Source organism: Nocardia sp. NPDC051030, from assembly GCF_040683015.1.
GTDB lineage: Bacteria > Actinomycetota > Actinomycetes > Mycobacteriales > Mycobacteriaceae > Nocardia.
Genome location: NZ_JBFBCD010000002.1, coordinates 271010 through 287306, shown reverse-complemented (window position 1 = coordinate 287306; position 16297 = coordinate 271010). Strand labels below are relative to the sequence as shown.

General features: G+C 66.7%; 21 protein-coding genes. 6 read left to right on the top strand and 15 right to left on the bottom strand.

What is annotated here, in order from left to right; all coding sequences use genetic code 11:
- Positions 1-29 precede the first annotated feature (29 nt).
- Positions 30-1142 carry a 23S rRNA (adenine(2503)-C(2))-methyltransferase RlmN gene (rlmN, locus tag AB0N05_RS05885; protein WP_364688049.1) on the bottom strand — a complete coding sequence of 371 codons (1113 nt, stop codon included), beginning with the start codon at positions 1140-1142 and terminating at the stop codon, positions 30-32.
- A 174-nt stretch (positions 1143-1316) separates the two neighbouring features.
- Here rlmN and AB0N05_RS05880 point away from each other — a divergent pair, with 174 nt between their 5' ends.
- Positions 1317-1637 (top strand): lipopolysaccharide assembly protein LapA domain-containing protein, encoded by a 321-nt coding sequence (locus tag AB0N05_RS05880; protein WP_364688047.1) that lies wholly within the window; start codon positions 1317-1319, stop codon positions 1635-1637.
- A 188-nt stretch (positions 1638-1825) separates the two neighbouring features.
- Entirely contained in the window at positions 1826-2128 is a 303-nt protein-coding gene (locus AB0N05_RS05875; RefSeq protein WP_364688045.1) for an SAV_915 family protein, read from the top strand.
- A gap of 28 nt (positions 2129-2156) precedes the next feature.
- Here AB0N05_RS05875 and AB0N05_RS05870 read toward each other — a convergent pair whose 3' ends face one another.
- The 4 genes from AB0N05_RS05870 to AB0N05_RS05855 form a co-directional block, all read right to left on the bottom strand.
- Positions 2157-3035 carry a phosphatidate cytidylyltransferase gene (locus AB0N05_RS05870; protein ID WP_364689525.1) on the bottom strand — a complete coding sequence of 293 codons (879 nt, stop codon included), beginning with the start codon at positions 3033-3035 and terminating at the stop codon, positions 2157-2159.
- A gap of 156 nt (positions 3036-3191) precedes the next feature.
- Positions 3192-3749, bottom strand: coding sequence for a ribosome recycling factor (gene frr / locus AB0N05_RS05865; protein WP_364688043.1), 558 nt, complete (start codon positions 3747-3749; stop codon positions 3192-3194).
- 49 nt (positions 3750-3798) lie between these two features.
- On the bottom strand, positions 3799-4533 hold the full coding sequence (gene pyrH, locus AB0N05_RS05860) for a UMP kinase (protein WP_364688041.1): 735 nt from the start codon (positions 4531-4533) through the stop codon (positions 3799-3801).
- Between the two features lie 141 nt (positions 4534-4674).
- Positions 4675-5559, bottom strand: coding sequence for a helix-turn-helix transcriptional regulator (locus AB0N05_RS05855; protein WP_364688039.1), 885 nt, complete (start codon positions 5557-5559; stop codon positions 4675-4677).
- A 107-nt stretch (positions 5560-5666) separates the two neighbouring features.
- Here AB0N05_RS05855 and AB0N05_RS05850 point away from each other — a divergent pair, with 107 nt between their 5' ends.
- Positions 5667-6551 (top strand): NmrA/HSCARG family protein, encoded by an 885-nt coding sequence (locus tag AB0N05_RS05850; protein ID WP_364688037.1) that lies wholly within the window; start codon positions 5667-5669, stop codon positions 6549-6551.
- A 10-nt stretch (positions 6552-6561) separates the two neighbouring features.
- On the top strand, positions 6562-7089 hold the full coding sequence (locus AB0N05_RS05845) for a cupin domain-containing protein (RefSeq protein WP_364688035.1): 528 nt from the start codon (positions 6562-6564) through the stop codon (positions 7087-7089).
- 86 nt (positions 7090-7175) lie between these two features.
- On the opposite strand, the gene tsf is transcribed toward AB0N05_RS05845, so the two are convergent.
- From tsf to AB0N05_RS05820, 5 genes are all read right to left on the bottom strand, one after another.
- Positions 7176-8000 carry a translation elongation factor Ts gene (tsf, locus tag AB0N05_RS05840; protein ID WP_364688033.1) on the bottom strand — a complete coding sequence of 275 codons (825 nt, stop codon included), beginning with the start codon at positions 7998-8000 and terminating at the stop codon, positions 7176-7178.
- Positions 8001-8098: 98 nt separating this feature from the next.
- Positions 8099-8986 (bottom strand): 30S ribosomal protein S2, encoded by an 888-nt coding sequence (gene rpsB, locus AB0N05_RS05835; protein WP_364688031.1) that lies wholly within the window; start codon positions 8984-8986, stop codon positions 8099-8101.
- A 256-nt stretch (positions 8987-9242) separates the two neighbouring features.
- Positions 9243-9542 (bottom strand): hypothetical protein, encoded by a 300-nt coding sequence (locus tag AB0N05_RS05830; protein WP_364688030.1) that lies wholly within the window; start codon positions 9540-9542, stop codon positions 9243-9245.
- 118 nt (positions 9543-9660) lie between these two features.
- Positions 9661-9990 (bottom strand): DUF202 domain-containing protein, encoded by a 330-nt coding sequence (locus AB0N05_RS05825; RefSeq protein ID WP_364688028.1) that lies wholly within the window; start codon positions 9988-9990, stop codon positions 9661-9663.
- Positions 9987-10352, bottom strand: coding sequence for a DUF202 domain-containing protein (locus tag AB0N05_RS05820; RefSeq protein ID WP_364688027.1), 366 nt, complete (start codon positions 10350-10352; stop codon positions 9987-9989). Before AB0N05_RS05820 ends, AB0N05_RS05825 begins: the two co-directional genes overlap by 4 nt.
- Positions 10353-10466: 114 nt before the next feature.
- On the opposite strand from AB0N05_RS05820, the gene AB0N05_RS05815 reads away from it, so the two are divergent.
- Positions 10467-10970, top strand: coding sequence for a peptidoglycan DD-metalloendopeptidase family protein (locus AB0N05_RS05815; protein ID WP_364688026.1), 504 nt, complete (start codon positions 10467-10469; stop codon positions 10968-10970).
- Positions 10971-11034: 64 nt separating this feature from the next.
- Positions 11035-11547: a DUF1990 domain-containing protein gene (locus tag AB0N05_RS05810; protein WP_364688024.1), complete on the top strand. Its 513-nt coding sequence runs from the start codon at positions 11035-11037 to the stop codon at positions 11545-11547.
- A gap of 117 nt (positions 11548-11664) precedes the next feature.
- Here the strand turns inward: AB0N05_RS05810 and AB0N05_RS05805 are convergent, their stop codons facing one another.
- The 5 genes from AB0N05_RS05805 to dprA all read right to left on the bottom strand — a co-directional run bounded on the left by AB0N05_RS05805 (position 11665) and on the right by dprA (position 16281).
- A complete protein-coding gene (locus AB0N05_RS05805; protein ID WP_364688022.1) occupies positions 11665-12042 on the bottom strand; it encodes a hypothetical protein in 378 nt (125 codons plus the stop codon).
- Between the two features lie 297 nt (positions 12043-12339).
- Positions 12340-13119: a siderophore-interacting protein gene (locus AB0N05_RS05800; RefSeq protein WP_364688020.1), complete on the bottom strand. Its 780-nt coding sequence runs from the start codon at positions 13117-13119 to the stop codon at positions 12340-12342.
- A gap of 65 nt (positions 13120-13184) precedes the next feature.
- Complete coding sequence (locus tag AB0N05_RS05795) at positions 13185-13973, bottom strand: N-formylglutamate amidohydrolase (RefSeq protein WP_364688018.1); 789 nt, start codon at positions 13971-13973, stop codon at positions 13185-13187.
- Positions 13973-14896, bottom strand: a complete 924-nt coding sequence (locus AB0N05_RS05790) for a tyrosine recombinase XerC (RefSeq protein ID WP_364688016.1) — start codon at positions 14894-14896, stop codon at positions 13973-13975. Before AB0N05_RS05790 ends, AB0N05_RS05795 begins: the two co-directional genes overlap by 1 nt.
- Before the next feature lie 200 nt (positions 14897-15096).
- Positions 15097-16281, bottom strand: coding sequence for a DNA-processing protein DprA (dprA, locus tag AB0N05_RS05785; protein ID WP_364689521.1), 1185 nt, complete (start codon positions 16279-16281; stop codon positions 15097-15099).
- Between the last annotated feature and the right edge of the window lie 16 nt (positions 16282-16297).

The window sequence follows — 16297 nt, the reverse complement described above, 5'->3', positions numbered from 1 at the left end:
CCGTCGGAAGTATCTGCGATCGTACGGCTCTAGCCCTCGGCGGCGAGCTGGCCGCAGGCGGCGGCGATTTCCTGGCCGCGGGTGTCGCGGACGGTGCAGGGGACGCCCTGCTCGTTGACTCGGCGGACGAATTCGCGCTCAACGGGTTTCGGGGAAGCGTCCCACTTGCTGCCCGGGGTGGGGTTCAAGGGGATGAGGTTTACGTGGACTCGGGAGCCGAGGGCCTTGTGGAGTTTCTTGCCCAGCATGTCGGCGCGCCAGGGCTGGTCGTTGATGTCTCGGATGAGGGCGTATTCGATGGAGACTCGGCGGCCGGACTTGTCGGCGTAATACTTTGCGGCGTCGAGGACTTCGGCGACCGACCAGCGATTGTTGACCGGCACCAGGGTGTCTCGGAGTTCATCGTCCGGAGTGTGGAGGGAGACAGCCAAAGTCACCGACAGGTCCTCGTCGGCGAGCTTGCGGATGGCCGGAGCCAGGCCGACGGTGGAGACCACCACATTGCGCTGGGAGATGCCGAGGCCGTCGGGGGCCGGGGAGGTGATGCGGCGGACGGCGTTCACGACTCGCTTGTAGTTGGCGAGGGGTTCGCCCATGCCCATGAAGACGATATTGGAGAGTCGGCCGGGGCCACCCTCCACTTCACCGTCACGCAGGGCCGCGGCTGCCGCGCGAACCTGGTCGACGATTTCGGCGGTGGACAGGTTGCGGGTCAGGCCCGCTTGACCGGTCGCGCAGAAGGGGCAGGCCATGCCGCAACCGGCTTGGCTGGAGATGCACAGGGTGGCGCGGTCCGGATAGCGCATGAGGACCGACTCGAGCAGGGTGCCGTCGCCCGCTTTCCAGAGGGTCTTGCGGGTGCTGCCGTCATCGCAGGAGATGTGGCGGACGGCGGTGAGCAGGGGCGGGAACAATGCCTCGCCGACCTTGGCGCGCATGGCTTCGGGCAGGTCGGTCATCTGCTCGGGATCGGCCAGCAGCCGCCCGTAGTACTGCCGCGCGATCTGGTCCGCCCGGAACTTCGGCAGCCCCAGCGCCTCCACGGCCGCCTTGCGCTCGGTGGCGTCGAGGTCGGCGAGATGCTTCGGCGGCATGCCACGGCGGGGGGCGTCGAATACGAGGGGAAGCGGGGCGGCAGTCATAACCCGCCTATTCTTCCATCCGGAAGGCCCCTGTAGGCCGTCGGGGTGAGATGCGCTCGTCACACCCGGCCGAGATGCGTCGAAACCTCGACAGCAAACTCGTGGCAGAACGACATATGCAAGATAAGCGGCAATATACGTGCACTGGTCATAGCCATCAGCAATGATCAAGCAATGACCACCGACGCCGTACCAACCTCCGGGGCGGACCCGACCCCGAGCAAACCTGCCAAGGGCAAGCATGCGGGCGTGATGAAGACCCGCGCCGGTTACGCCTGGATCGGCCTCGTGATCGCCGCCGTTCTCGGCATTCTGGTGTTGATCTTCATCCTGCAGAACCTGGAACAAGCCAAGGTCGACTTCTTCGCCTGGCAGTGGAACCTGCCGATCGGCGTGCTCGTCCTGCTGTCCGTGTTCATCGGCGCGCTCTCGACCGCGCTGGTCGGCGGCTACCGCATCCTGCAATTGCGCCGCGCGGCCAAGAAGTCCAACTAAGACCGGCACGGTCGTGAGCCGGACCACACGACCGTCAAGAGAACGCCCACAGCTGCCACCGTGGGCGTTCTGATTGTGTAAGGACCCGGTCCCGCATCCCCGCAACCGACCTACGTTCGGCACCGACGCCACCGACGAGGGTGGCGGTCAGGTTCAACGAGCGACCCGGTGAAGGGGATGTTTCGCGAATGGATGAAGAGCGAGAAACCTGCGTCGTTCCGGTGCATGTGTCACGCCGCCTCGAGGCGACCGTGCTACAGACCGGACGACTTCCGCAGGGCGGGCGAATCGGCATCGCTTTCAGCGATCCGGATCACCTGATCGCCGCAATGGGAAGCAGGCAAGGCTGGATTCGCCTCTCCCCCACCGCGCTCCGCGCGATGTTGCGACCGCTGGGCGTCTCGAACATTCAGTTCGATCCGATCCTGATCGGACCGGATCTCCCACTGACCACGGATTGTCCGCGCACCCACGCGACGGTCGCCGCGTAAGTAGCTGAACCAGGCCGCGCTGCTCGACTCAGAGCAGCGCGGTCAACACCAGCCAGGCCACGAAGGCCGACGGTAGCATCGAATCCAGGCGATCCATGATGCCGCCGTGGCCGGGCAGCAGCGTACCCATGTCCTTGATGCCGAGCTCGCGCTTGACCTGCGATTCGATGAGATCGCCGCTGGTGGCGACCAGCACCAGGCCCACGCCCAGCAGCACGCCGATCATCGAATTGGCTTGCAGCAGCAGCGTCACCGTCAGCAGGCCGCCGATGACCGAGAACACCAGCGAGCCGCCGAAGCCCTCCCAGGACTTCTTCGGGCTGATGTGCGGCACCATCGGATGCTTGCCGAACAGCACGCCCGCCACATAGCCGCCGACATCGGAGCAGACCACCAGGATCATGAAGGTCAGCACCCGCAGGTTGCCGTCGTCCTGCAGCAGCAGAAGCACCGCGAAGGAGGCCAGCAGCGGCACCCAGGCGAGGGTGAAAATGCTGATCGCGGTGTCGCGCAGGTAGTTTCGCGGCGTCGCCTGCAGGCCGTGGTCGAACAGGCGCCACACCATGACCGTCAGCGCCGTCGCACCGAACGCGCCGAGCACGCCCTGCGGTCCGGCCGGCCACGCCAGCCAGATGATCGCCTGCCCGCCCACCAGCAGCGGAACCCGCGGCACCAGCACATCGGCCTCACGCAGGCGCTTGGCCACCTCCCAGGTCGCCACCGCCATGGCCACCGCGATCACGCCGATCAGCACCTTGGGCGCCCACAGCAGAATCGCGATGAGAGACAGACCGAGTGCGAGTCCGACCGCCAACGCGGCCGGAAGATTGCGCCCCGCCTTGGACGCGGGGGCCTTGCCGTCGCCCGACGCGGCAGCGGTATCAGCCGCGGTGTCCTCGACCGGCACGGAGGCATCCTCCACCGGCACGACCGCACCCTGATCGGGCGGCGTCGCATTGCCGGCGGCGGCAGTTTCTTCGGCCACGATTGTCCCGTCGCTCACTTGTCGTCCGTTCGTCCCTACCCCCGGCCGGACCGGGCCGGAACTTTCGAGCAGCCAGGCCTAGACCTCGAGCAGCTCGGCTTCCTTGTGCTTCACCAGTTCGTCGATCTGATGGACGTACTTGGCGGTGGTCTTGTCCAGATCCTTCTCGGCACGACCGACCTCGTCCTCACCGGCCTCGCCGTCCTTCTGGATGCGGCCCAGCTCATCCATGGCCTTGCGGCGCACATTGCGGATGGAGACCTTGGCGTCCTCACCCTTGGAGCGGGCCTGCTTGCCCATCTCGCGACGCCGCTCCTCGGTGAGCTGCGGGACGCTCACCCGGATGATGTCGCCATTATTGGTGGGGTTCACACCCAGATCCGAATTGCGGATCGCGGTCTCGATCGCGTTCATCTGGGACTGCTCGTACGGCTTGATCACCAGCATGCGCGGCTCGGGCACCGTTATGGACGCCACCTGGGTGATCGGGGTGGGCGAACCGTAGTAGTCGATGACGATCCGGGAGAACATGCCCGGATTCGCGCGACCGGTCCGAAGGGTTCCCAGGTCGTCCTTCGCCACCGCGACGGCCTTCTCCATCTTTTCCTCGGCGTCGAAGAGCGCTTCTTCAATCACGGCGTTTCCTCCACAGCGTCATCGTTCTACTCATTCGGCTTTGCAGCGGTCACGAACGGACCAGGGTGCCGATCTTCTCACCGGCGACCGCGCGGGCGATATTGCCCTTGGTCAACAGATTGAACACCAGCATCGGCATCTGGTTGTCCATGCACAGGCTGAACGCGGTGGCGTCGGCCACCTTCAGGCCGCGCTCCAGGACTTCCTTGTGCGTGATCTCGGTGAACAGGGTGGCGTCCGGATCCTCGCGCGGGTCCGCGGTGAAGACACCGTCGACGCCCTTGGCCATGAGCACCACTTCCGCACCGATCTCCAGGGCGCGCTGCGCGGCCGTGGTGTCGGTGGAGAAGTACGGCATGCCCATTCCCGCGCCGAAGATCACGACGCGGCCCTTCTCCAGATGCCGCTTGGCGCGCAACGGGAGATACGGTTCGGCGACCTGACCCATGGTGATGGCGGTCTGCACTCGGGTGTCGATCCCCTGCTTCTGCAGGAAGTCCTGCAGGGCAAGGGAATTCATGACGGTGCCGAGCATGCCCATGTAATCGGAGCGAGCCCGCTCCATACCGCGTTCCTCGAGCTCGGCGCCACGGAAGAAGTTCCCTCCGCCGATGACCACAGCCACCTGGACACCCTCGGAGACGACCTCGGCGATCTGCTCGGCCACGGCCTGCACCACATCGGGATCGAGACCGACCTTGCCGCCGCCGAACATCTCGCCACCCAGCTTGAGGAGCACTCGGCGATAGCCCTTGCGGTCGGGCGCCGTATCCGGGTCCGTCATCGGTCTCCTTGTCTTCGGCGGTGATGCGTATGACGCACATGAAAAGACCATCCCGGCGCAATGGAATGCACGGGACGGCAACAAGCTTTGTCTATCCTGCACCACGACGGGTCACGACGGTGCGGCGACCCTCGATACCGCTCACGAATTCGTGACATCGCGACCCGAATCTTCCGCTGCCAGCAGTGCGGCAATACGCCTCGCCGCCTCGGCGCTCGCGGGAACCTGCACGACCATCAGCAGGCTCGGGTTCTCCACCGGGCGCAATTGGAACAGCTCCAACTCGACGACGCCGATTCCAGGATGCTCCACGCTGATCCCGGCCGGGCGGAAACGGTGAATCGGGTATTCCGACCACCAGCGGCGGAACTCCGGGCTGGCGACATTCAAGCCGTGCACGAGCGCGGCCAGGCGCGGATCGCCCGGGCGGCGGCCCAGGGCATCGCGCAATTGGCTCAGCACCGCCTGCGCGGCCGACTCCCAGCGCGGCATGCGCTGCCGATTCACCTTGTCGGTGAACATCATCCAGAGCAGATTGCGTTGATGCGGGGCCACGTCGAGCGGGTCGTGGCGGACCCGCACGTAGGCGTGATTCCACACCAGATAGTCGAAGGCGGCGTCGTAGATCGCGGCCGGATTGGGCATCACCGCGTCGACCATTCGTTGCAGCCGGGATCGATCCGCCTCGGTGGGCTGCTCGTCCGGCTCGGACAGACCGGCCAGGAAACGCAGGTGCCGATGCTGATCCGCGTCCAGGCGCAGCGTGCGAGCCAGGGCGTCGATGACCTGACGGCTGGCATCCACCTCACGACCCTGCTCCAGCCAGGTGTACCAGGTCAGGCCCACCCCGGACAGCTCCGCGACCTCCTCGCGCCGCAAACCCGGCGTGCGGCGGCGGGCCGGATCGCCATAGGGCCGCAGGCCGACATCGTGGGGTTGCAGGCGGGCCCGCTGCGCCCGCAGGAACTCACCGAGCTGGGCGTGCCGCGCCAGCGCCGGATCAGGACTGCCTTTGCCGCTTACCATTTCGCTTTTCCCGTGTACAGGTACCTGGGTAGCAGTATCGCCACCAGGACAGGTTCGCGTGCGGCTTCTTACGGTGATCAGCAGATCGCGAACGGTGGGAGCATGGCGTGACTGAGCACAGGGGACCGGTACTGGTCATTGGGGCAACCGGCAGGCAAGGCGGGGCGGCCGCCCGGGCATTGCTCGAAAAAGGCTGGACGGTAAGGGCTTTCGTCCGCGATCCGGAAGCGCCCGCAGCGGTGAAACTCGCCGAGGCGGGCGCTCAGCTCGTCACCGGCGACCTCGACGACGAGGATTCACTGCGCGCCGCCATGGACGGGGCCTACGGAGTCTTCCTCATGCTGACCATGATGCGGGGCGTCAATATCAGCCTGGAAGCGGTGGCGGACGAAGAGCGGCACGGCAAGACCATCGCCGATCTGGCCGCCAAGGCTGGGATCTCGCACCTGGTCTACAGCTCGCTCAATGGCGTCGATGCCGGTTCCGGCATCGAGTACTACGACGCCAAGGAGCACATCGAGGCATACATCCGGTCGTTGAACCTGCCCGCGACCATGCTGCGGCCGGTGTCGTTCATGGACAATTTCGCCACCTACAACCGGCCGCAACGGCACGGGGACGAGCTGGTGCTGGCGCTCGCGGTCGACCCCGATGTGCCCATGCCGCTCATTGCCATCGAGGACATCGGCAAGTTCGCGGCCATCGCGTTCGACCGGCCCGAGGAGTTCCTCGGCCAGGCCGTCGGGCTCGCGGGCGACGTCCTGACCCCCAACCAGATCGCCGAAACCCTTGGCCGCCACGCCGGATTGCCCGCCCGCGCCGTCCAGGTCCCGATCGAGCAGATCCGCGCCTTCGACGAACAGGTCGCGAAAATGTTCGCCTACTTCAACGAACACCCCGCCAACGCCTTCGACGTCGAAGCCCTGCGCGCGGCACACCCGGACCTGATGACCCTCGAAACCTGGCTGCAGGCCACCGACTGGAAACTCTAAGGGGCTCACCATGACCGATGGACTACTCGCCAGCAACGGCCTACTCCTGCCGCCCGGCGCGGGCGACAAGGTACAACCCACCATGACCCTCAAGGTCGGCGCGGACCGCTCCGACGTCTGGTCCGCCTTCGAAGCCGAAGTCCCACCGGGTTTCGATGTGGGCGCGCACTGGCACGGCCACGCCGAGGAGATCTTCTACGTGGTCGAGGGCGAACTCCAATTGCTGGCCTTCCACCCGGCCGCCGAACCGGTCGGCGACTGGACCACCTGGGAGGCCGAGGACGGCATGACCGTGTTCCGCGGCGGCCCAGGCGCTTTCATGTATGTCCCCGCGGGCTGCCCGCACGCGTTCTTCAACCCCGGAACCAGCACCGCCAAAATGCTTTTCATGGTGACCCCCTCCGGTCACGAGCAGTACCTGGCCGAGCTGAGCGAACTCCTGCTCTCGGGCGAGGCCACCCCGGATCTCGTCGGTGAACTCCGACTGAAGCACGACATCCACCAGCTGACACCGCTCCAGAGCCGCCCGATCAACTGATCGGCACCGCATAGGAAACGCATACGAAAAGGCCCCTCGGACATCGACTTGCGATGTGCGAGGGGCCTTTCGATGCTGTCAGGCGATTACGCCTGGCCGACCTCGAAACGGGCGAAGCGGGTGATGGTGACACCGGCCTCGTCCAGGAGGGCCTTGACGGTCTTCTTGGAGTCGGTGACCGAGGACTGCTCCAGCAGGACGACGTCCTTGTAGAAGCCGTTGACGCGGCCTTCGACGATCTTCGGGAGGGCGGCCTCGGGCTTGCCCTCTTCCTTGGCGGTGGCCTCGGCGACGCGACGCTCGGCCTCGACGACCTCGGCCGGAACCTCGTCACGAGTGACGAACTTGGCCTTGAGGGCGGCGATCTGCATGGCAGCGGCACGGGCGACCTCGGCGGCGGCATCGCCTTCGCCGGTGTACTCGACCAGCACGCCGACGGCGGGCGGCAGGTCGGTGGCGCGCTTGTGCAGGTAGGTGGCGACGGGTCCGGTGAAGGACGCGACGCGACGCAGCTCGAGCTTCTCGCCGATCTTGGCGGCCAGCTCCTGCACGGCCTGGTCGGCAGTCTTGCCACCCAGGTCGACGGCCTTCAGGGCGTCCAGATCGGCCGGGCGCGCCTTGGCGGCCGCGGTGGCGATGCTGGTGGTCAGCTCCTGGAACTCCGCGTTCTTGGCGACGAAGTCGGTCTCGGAGTTGATCTCGAACATGACGCCGTCCTGCGCGGCGACCAAGCCCTCGGCGGTGGCGCGCTCAGCGCGCTTGCCGACGTCCTTGGCGCCCTTGATGCGCAGGTGCTCGACGGCCTTGTCGAAATCGCCGTCGTTCTCCTCGAGCGCCCGCTTGCAGTCCATCATTCCGGAGCCGGTGAGCTCACGGAGCCGCTTCACGTCAGCGGCGGTGTAGTTCGCCATCTGGGGCGAGCCTCCTCAGTGTTGGTCTGTGGTTGTCACACCTTGCCGCCCGCATCCCAACGGGAAGGGGCGGCAAGGTGAACTGACGTCGAAGCGACTTAGACGTCGGCCGGAGTGGCCGGCGCAACCTCGGCCTCGGCCGGGGTCTCGACGGTCTCGGCGGCCGGGGCCTCCGCGGCCGGGGCGTCCGCAGCCGGGGCGTCGGCAGCCGGAGTCGCCGAAGACAGCAGCTCCTGCTCCCACTCGGCGAGGGGCTCGCCCGCGCCGGCTTCCGGCTTCGAGTCGCCACCGGCGCGCGAGGCACGAGCCTGCACACCCTCGGCGACGGCAGAGGCGACAACCTTGGTCAGCAGCGCGGCCGAACGGATCGCGTCGTCGTTACCCGGGATCGGGTAGTCGACCAGGTCGGGATCGCAGTTGGTGTCCAGGATCGCGATGACCGGGATGTTCAGCTTGCGAGCCTCGCCGACGGCGATGTGCTCCTTGTTGGTGTCGACAACCCAGATGGCCGAGGGAACCTTGGCCATGTCCCGGATGCCACCGAGGGTGCGCTCGAGCTTGTTCTTCTCACGCGTCAGCATGAGGATTTCCTTCTTGGTGCGACCTTCGAAACCACCGGTCTGCTCCATCGACTCGAGTTCCTTCAGGCGCTGCAGGCGCTTGTGGACGGTCGAGAAGTTGGTGAGCATGCCGCCCAGCCAGCGCTGGTTCACGTAGGGCATGCCGACGCGGGTGGCCTCGGAAGCGATCGACTCCTGGGCCTGCTTCTTGGTACCGACGAAGAGGACGGTGCCACCGTGGGCGACAGTCTCCTTGACGAACTCGTAGGCCTTGTCGATGTAAGTCAGCGTCTGCTGCAAATCGATGATGTAGATGCCGTTGCGGTCGGTGAAGATGAAACGCTTCATCTTCGGGTTCCAACGGCGGGTCTGATGCCCGAAGTGCGCGCCGCTGTCAAGCAGCTGCTTCATTGTTACGACAGCCATAGCTCCCGTACTACCTTTCTTTGCTGGTTCGCACAGAGGTCGGCGACCTCTGTCCTGGCGCCCGCGGCCACCGGACCCTCCGAACAATGATTCAGGGGACCAGCCGGCGACCCTTCGATCTGGGCGCGCGAAGTCGGCATGCGTTTACGCAAACCGCGAGATCAGTTTACGCAGCGGGGGCCGTCAGGTGAAATCGCCCCCTGGACGTGGGCGTAAACCCGGTGCGGACCGGGTGATCAACGGGAGCCTGGCGCGATCAGTACCGGTCGTCTTCCCCCGGGTAGCGCGGGGCGTAGTCGTCCTCGGCGAGATCGGGCAGTTCCTGCAAGCTGTGGTCGGTGTCGAATTCGCGGATGTGGCCGAACTCGGTGCGTAGTAGGCCCTCGGCGCTGTCCAGATATTTGTCGACCCGACCGATCACGTCGGCGACATCGATTCCCTCCGGCGCGATCAGCCGGTCATCGGCGATCAGCTGCCATAGCTCGATGCGTAGGGACTGAATACGCTGGGACACATCCGTTTGCGACTTTCGGCTGATAGCGCGCGTTTCGGGCATGGGGACGAACGGTACGGGCGGGGGCGGGATTCGACCGGGATCGACACGTCGGGTGACCTGAATTCGCAGGTTTCGGGACTTCGCTTGTCAGGACTCCACTTTTCAGGACTTCGCTGGCTCAAGAGATCGACATGGCGTAGAGGGTGGCGATGGCCAAAGCGGTCGACACCACCGCGCCGACCGCCAACGCCACGGCAGTCACGGCGGGACCACCGAAGTCCCAGTTGCCTTTTCGATGCGAGTGCAGGACCTGACTGCGGCGCACGGCGACCATCGTGACGACCGCCAAACCGGCGACCGCGACGAAGGCGAGCACGGTCACCGGGCGGAAGTCGCTGGAAAAGGCCGCATGCACGAAGAGCACCAGATTCGCCATGGACGCAATGGCCGTACGACGCCAGGCCAGCGAGGTGCGCTCGGCAGCCAGACCCGCCTCCGGGCTCGTCATGACTGCAGCAGGCCGATGCCCGCCAGCACCGCGATGACCGCGATACCGAACGCCAGGATCGGGACCATGACGGTGCGCGGCATCGGCGCGCCGCGCTCCATGGCCGCCTGCACATGCCGCCAGCGGCCATACGCGCCCACCGCGATGACGGCGGCCAACACGAGGCAGGCCATGGCGATGGCGGTGCGGACGCCGTGATGACGGAACGGGCGGACCAGTTCGTGCACGGCGACGCCACCGGCCAGCAGGCCGAGCGCGGTACGCATCCAGGCCAGGAAGGTGCGTTCATTGGCGAGGGTGAAGCGGTAATCGAGTTCGGGCTCTTCGGTTTTCGGATCGGCGGGTGAATCGGCGGAGCCCATGAACGGTGTCCTCCTGCGCTGGTCCGGAGCATGCGGTATTCACATGCACCTCAACTATCCACACTCGCCGAAGACGGTAACCCGCGACACGATGCGAGGGCGCAAGCTGGGGCGATGCGCCTGATCATGTCGATAGCGTTCGGCTGGTTGCTCCTCGTGTTCGCCACGCTCTGTGCACCCACGGGTGCGGCCGCACCCAGCCGGGATTTCGACTGGCCGCTACAGCCTCGGCCCGTGGTGGTGCGAGGCTTCGACAAACCCGAACACGATTGGCTGCCCGGCCATCGGGGCGTGGATCTCGCCGGTAGTCCCGGGCAATCGGTCCTGGCCGCCGGGGACGGAATCATCGCGTTCGCCGGAACGGTGGCGGGCAAGCCGGTGGTATCCATCGACCATCCGGGCGGCCTGCGCACCACCTACGAACCGGTCAAGGACCCGATCCCCCTGGGCCGCAAGATAACCCGCGGAACCTCCATCGGCACCCTGGAGTCCGGCCACCCCGGCTGCCCCTCCCCCGCCTGCCTGCACTGGGGCGCGCGCCGCGACCACGACTACCTCGACCCCCTCGGCCTGCTACACCGGACACCCCTCCGCCTGAAACCGGTGCCACCCTCATGAGCTGCGATGACCTTCACAGTCCCACCCCCTATCCCCCAACCCCCACCAAGGTGAGGATGTGAATATGCCGAACGAGCCCGCCACCCCCTTCACCTACGCCGACCCCGGTGCCACCAAGGGCGAATTCCCCCCGGGCTACGACCATTTCCGCCTGCGACATCGCATCGGCTCGGGCCGCAAACTGTTCGAAGACGCGGGCGCACAAATCCTGGCCTACCGAATGCAGAAGGCCACCGGCATCTTCCGCCAAGCCACCACCCCCACAGCCGAACCCGGCACCGAAATAACGGTCTTCCTAGGCCTGGGCCCACTCGGCTTCACCGCCCCCTGCCGAGTCGTCTACACCGTCGACGAACCCAACCGCCGAGGCTTCGCCTACGGCACCCTCCCCGGCCACCCCGAATCCGGCGAAGAACTCTTCGCCGTCGAATATGACCCCACCGACGAATCCGTCTACGGCATAGTCGCCGCCTTCTCCAACCCCGGCACCTGGTACACCCGCCTAGGCGGCCCGATCGTCCGCCTGATCCAACGCTGGTTCGCCGCCCGCTACATCAACACCCTCCGCCCCAACTGACCCCCGCCCCGACGGGCCGGACAACCCGAACAGCGTTCGCACCCTTTCTGTTCGGTACACACCCCTTGCCGATCACCCGGAGCGGGTGCGTACCGAACAGAGCAGGTGTGAACCCGATCAGTTGCCGTTGAGGTGAACGGCCAGAGCGGCGGCCTCGGCGCGCAGGGACTCGGCGCGATCGGCTCCGCCATTGAGGGTGGCGTATTCGGTTGCGGCCCTGAGGCGCTCATCGATCTCGGTGCGGACGACGGCCTCGATATCGGATTCGGTCAGCTCGCGGCGGCTCAGTTCGGCCGCGCCCAGACCGACAGGGCTGGCTTCGATCGCACCGGCGCGCACGTCCGAGGCGTCAACGGCTTCGGCATTGTCGATGGCCCCCAGGGCGGATCGGAGGGCGGCGGTGGCGCTGCGATCGCGGGCCTTCATGGCCACGGGCAATGCGGCGCGCAAGCGGTCGCGCAGGGGTCGGACTCCGGTCGGGTGTTCGGTCGTCATGATCATCGACGGTACGGCCGAAGTACGGGCGCGTCGAACATATTCCGGGGCAGTCGCGCGCATGCCGGGTAATTGGCGTCGGAGGGGCCGGTGACTGTGGTGGCCCCGCCCGCGTCGACATGGCGCCAGACAGGAGTTCCTCCAGCCGCGTACCGAATTCGGTGCAGAAAAACGCGACCTCGCCAGGCTCGGCGATGCTGCTCAGGCCCCGTCTGAATCGTCCGGACGGGGCCTGGCATCGGCCTTCGAAGGCGGCGTGGCAGTTGCCCGCTGCCTGTGGGCGAACCTATGCCGCGGTTAGACGGCTGCGGGAGTTGCCCTCTCGGTTTCGGCGAGTTCGGACTTCCAGCGGCGGAAGCCTTCCTCGGTGCGGCCTCGACGCCAGTAGCCGGAGATTGAGGAGGCCCATTCGGCGGAGATGCCGCGTTCCTTGCGGATGTATGGGCGCAGGTCGTGCATGACGGCCTGGGCCTCACCGTGGATGAAGACCTGCACCTGGCCGTCGAGCCATGGCTGGGCGCGTACGGCTGCCGCGAGCTTCTCGCCCGGTTGGGCGTCGCCGCGGTAGACCCAGGTGAGTTCGATGCCCTCCGGGTAGGGAAAGGCGAGTTTGTCTGCGGGGCCGTCGATTTCGATGACTACGTGACCGACCGCGTCGGAGGGGAGGGCCGCGCAGGCCGCCGCGATGGCGGGGAGTGCGGATTCGTCGCCCGCGAGCAGGTGCCAGTCCGCGTCGGCGCGCGGGGCGTATGCGCCGCCGGGGCCTTGGACATCGATGGTGTCGCCGGGCTCCGCGTTCACGGCCCACGGACCGGCTACGCCCTCGTCGCCGTGATAGACGAAGTCGATCACGATCTCGCGGGCGGCGGGGTCGACCGCGCGCACGGTGTAGGTGCGCATGACCTCGCCGTCGGCGCCCGGGAAGGCCAGTTTTACGTAGGCATCGGTGAAATCGTTCGGCTGGAAGGCGTCGAAGCCGGGGCCACCGAGGTGGACGCGGACCAGGTGATCCGTCAGCCGGATTGTGTGCTGAACCACTAGCGTCGTGCGTGAGCGGGCCAAGAAATTCACCTCCATATTAGGGTTACCTAAGTGAAGGTAGCAGAATCCCGATAGCTCGTCGATAATTTTCCGATAATGCGTCAGACTCTCCCCACGAGTTGCGCCAACGCCGCAGCGAGGCGAGATAGTCCCGCACCCGGCGGGCCTCCCGGCTCGGTCATGTAGGTATCGCGGCGGATCTCCACCATCAGGGCGCTCACACGCGGGTCGCTGCCATAGAAATCCAGCGGCACATAGGTTCCCGCGAACGGGCTGTCGAGGCCGATACCACCGAAATCCGCGAGGGCCGCCGTGGCGAGGGCGGTCAGCTCGGCGGGCGTGTGGAAAGCATCCGTACCCAGGCAGATCGGCGGGCGCGGGCCGTCGCCGTGCAATTCATAGGGCAGGCGATCGGTCGGATAAGAGTGGACGTCGATGATGACCGCCCGGCCGGTGGCCTCGAGACGGTTCGCGACAAGCTCGGTCATGGCCCGGGCGTACGGGTGGAAGTAGCGGTCGATGAGTGCGGCCGAGTCGAAATCCGCGGGCCGCAGCGGGGTGCGGTGCGTCGTCCGCGTGTAGACCGCGCCCATGCCGACAGCCAGCATCTCCTCCCGGTCATCCGGGAATCGTTCCGGGTCGATGACCAAGCGGGAGAGGCGATTGACGAATTGCCATGGCGCGACCGGGGATAACTGGGCGGCAGCGGCGGCAAGGTGGGCGGTGTGCGCGTCGGTGATGTGGTCGAGTTCGCGTTCGAGCCCGTCGTCATCGAGCAGGATTCCGGCCCGCACCGCAGCGGGAATGGTTCGCGCGGAATGCGGTACGTGCAGGATCACGGGCGAGTCGACGGCTCCGGGAATCAGGTCGACGGATTCGGGAGGTTGCATCAGGCGCGCGGATGGGCTTGATCGTGGACCTTCTTGAGCCGGTCTATGGAGACATGTGTGTACAGCTGAGTGGTCGCCAAGCTGGCGTGACCGAGAATCTCTTGCACCACACGCAGATCCGCACCGCCCTCGAGCAGGTGTGTGGCCGCGGTATGCCGGAATCCGTGCGGCCCCATATCGGGTGCGCCGGGAATAGCGGAAACCACCTCGTGCACAACAGTTCTGGCCTGACGCGGGTCGAGCCGCCGCCCCCGCCGACCCAAGAGCAACGCCCGCCCCGACTCCGCGATGGCGAAGGCGGACCGCCCCTGCCGCAACCATTTGTCCAGCGCCTCATCCGCAGGCCCGCCGAACGGCACCGACCGCTCCTTGTTCCCCTTACCCAGCACCCGCACCAACCGCCGCTCCCGATCCACATCCTCGATGTCGAGCCCGCACAACTCACTCACGCGAATCCCGGTGGCATACAACATCTCCACGATCAGCCGATCCCGCAATGCCATCGGATCATTCTGCGCCGCACCGGATTCCGCCGCCTCCATGGCCGCCTGCGCCTGCCCCGCCCCCAATACCGAAGGCAACACCCGATGCGCTCGCGCCGACCCCAGCCGCGGCCCCGGATCCACCGTCAACCGCCCGGTATAGGTCAGCCAAGCAGTAAATGTCCGCCCCGAAGAGGCCCTCCGCGCCATGGTGGTCCGAGCCGCCCCGCCCGCCGCCTGCTGCGCCAGCCAAGACCGCAACAACGCCAAATCCACCTCCCCCACACCGGAATCCGCAGCCCGCCCCACCAAATGCTCCAACAACGACCGAGCATCCCCCACATAAGCCCGAACCGTATGCTCCGACCGATTCCGCCCAAGCCGCAAATGCCGCCCATACTCCGTCAGCAGCGCCTCGAGATCCTCAGGCAGTTCACGCATCACCCCACTCTCACCACAGAACCCGCCCAAGGCAAGCGCCCGCGCCGACCCCCACCCTCGAATCAACCGCCCACGCCGCGCTACTCAATTGGATTGGATGTGTCGCCTGCCGCGACGACCGGGTATGGAGGTGGGAATGTGGGGACCCGGTCGTCTGCGGTAGTCGCGGCCCATAGGCCGACGATTTGTCGGGGGGATCCTTAGGCACCACCTCCCTTCGGTTGCGCTGTTCGGTACCAGCCGTTTTCGTCGCATGCGACCAAACCGGCGAGTTCGAGGGCGCACAGGGTGGCGCGGGTGGCTGGAAGCGGTAAGCCGGAGCCGTCGGCGATGGAGCGGGGCAGTCGGGAGCCGACCGTTGGGAGAGCGGCGTAGATACGGGCCTCATCGCCGCTGAGGTTGTCCTCCGGATTCGGTGGCACCACGCCGGGCAGCGACAAACGCAATGGACCGGCCTCATCCAGCACTTCGTCCGCGCTGGTCACGAGAAAGGCCTCGCCTTCACGGATCATGCGGTGGCAGCCCACCGAGGCCGCGGAGGTCACCGGTCCCGGCACGGCCAAGGCCGGACGGCCAAGGCGGCGAGACCATTTCACGGTGTTTCGCGCCCCGCTCCGTGCCCCGGCCTCGACGACGACGACGCCATCGGCGAGGGCGGCTATGAGGCGATTCCGCGCCAAGAAGTAGTGCTTGCGGGCGGACGTACCAGGCGGGTATTCGGTGACCACCGCGCCCGTATCGGCGATCTCGGCCAGCAACCGGTCATGCTGCACCGGATAGGGCCGATCCGGCCCGCAAGCCAGCACCGCGACAGTGGTTCCGCCGACGGCCAGCGCCGCCCGATGTGCCATCCCATCGATCCCGAATGCCGCCCCCGACACGACGGTCCACCCCCGCACCGCCAGCTCCCCCGCGATCTCCCCCGTCACGTGATTCCCGTACCCGGTGCTACACCGAGCCCCCACCACCGCCACCGCCTTCTCCGTGCACTCCCGCAATGACCGAGGCCCCCGCACCCACAACACCAAAGGCACCGCCGCAGCCTCATCCTGCGACGGATCGAGCTGCCGCAACCCGAGCATCCGCCAGGCAGGCCACTCATCATCATCCGGAGTCACAACCCGCCCACCGAGCCGGTCGATATGCGCCAAATCCTGTTCCGCCCGGTCGATTCCGCGCCGCAACTCCGTAGGCCCCCGCAACGCCTCCGGCAACACACACTCCCGCACCGCCCGAGCCGCCTCCACCACCCCCACCGACTCGATCAACGACGACAGCGCCGCACAAGGCCCCTCCACCACCCGGGACAAATAAACCCAAGCCAACCGCCGCTCATCCCCACCGCCCGCACTACCCGAGGCGACGCCGTTGCCGTACACACCCATGGGCGTGCCAAGGTCG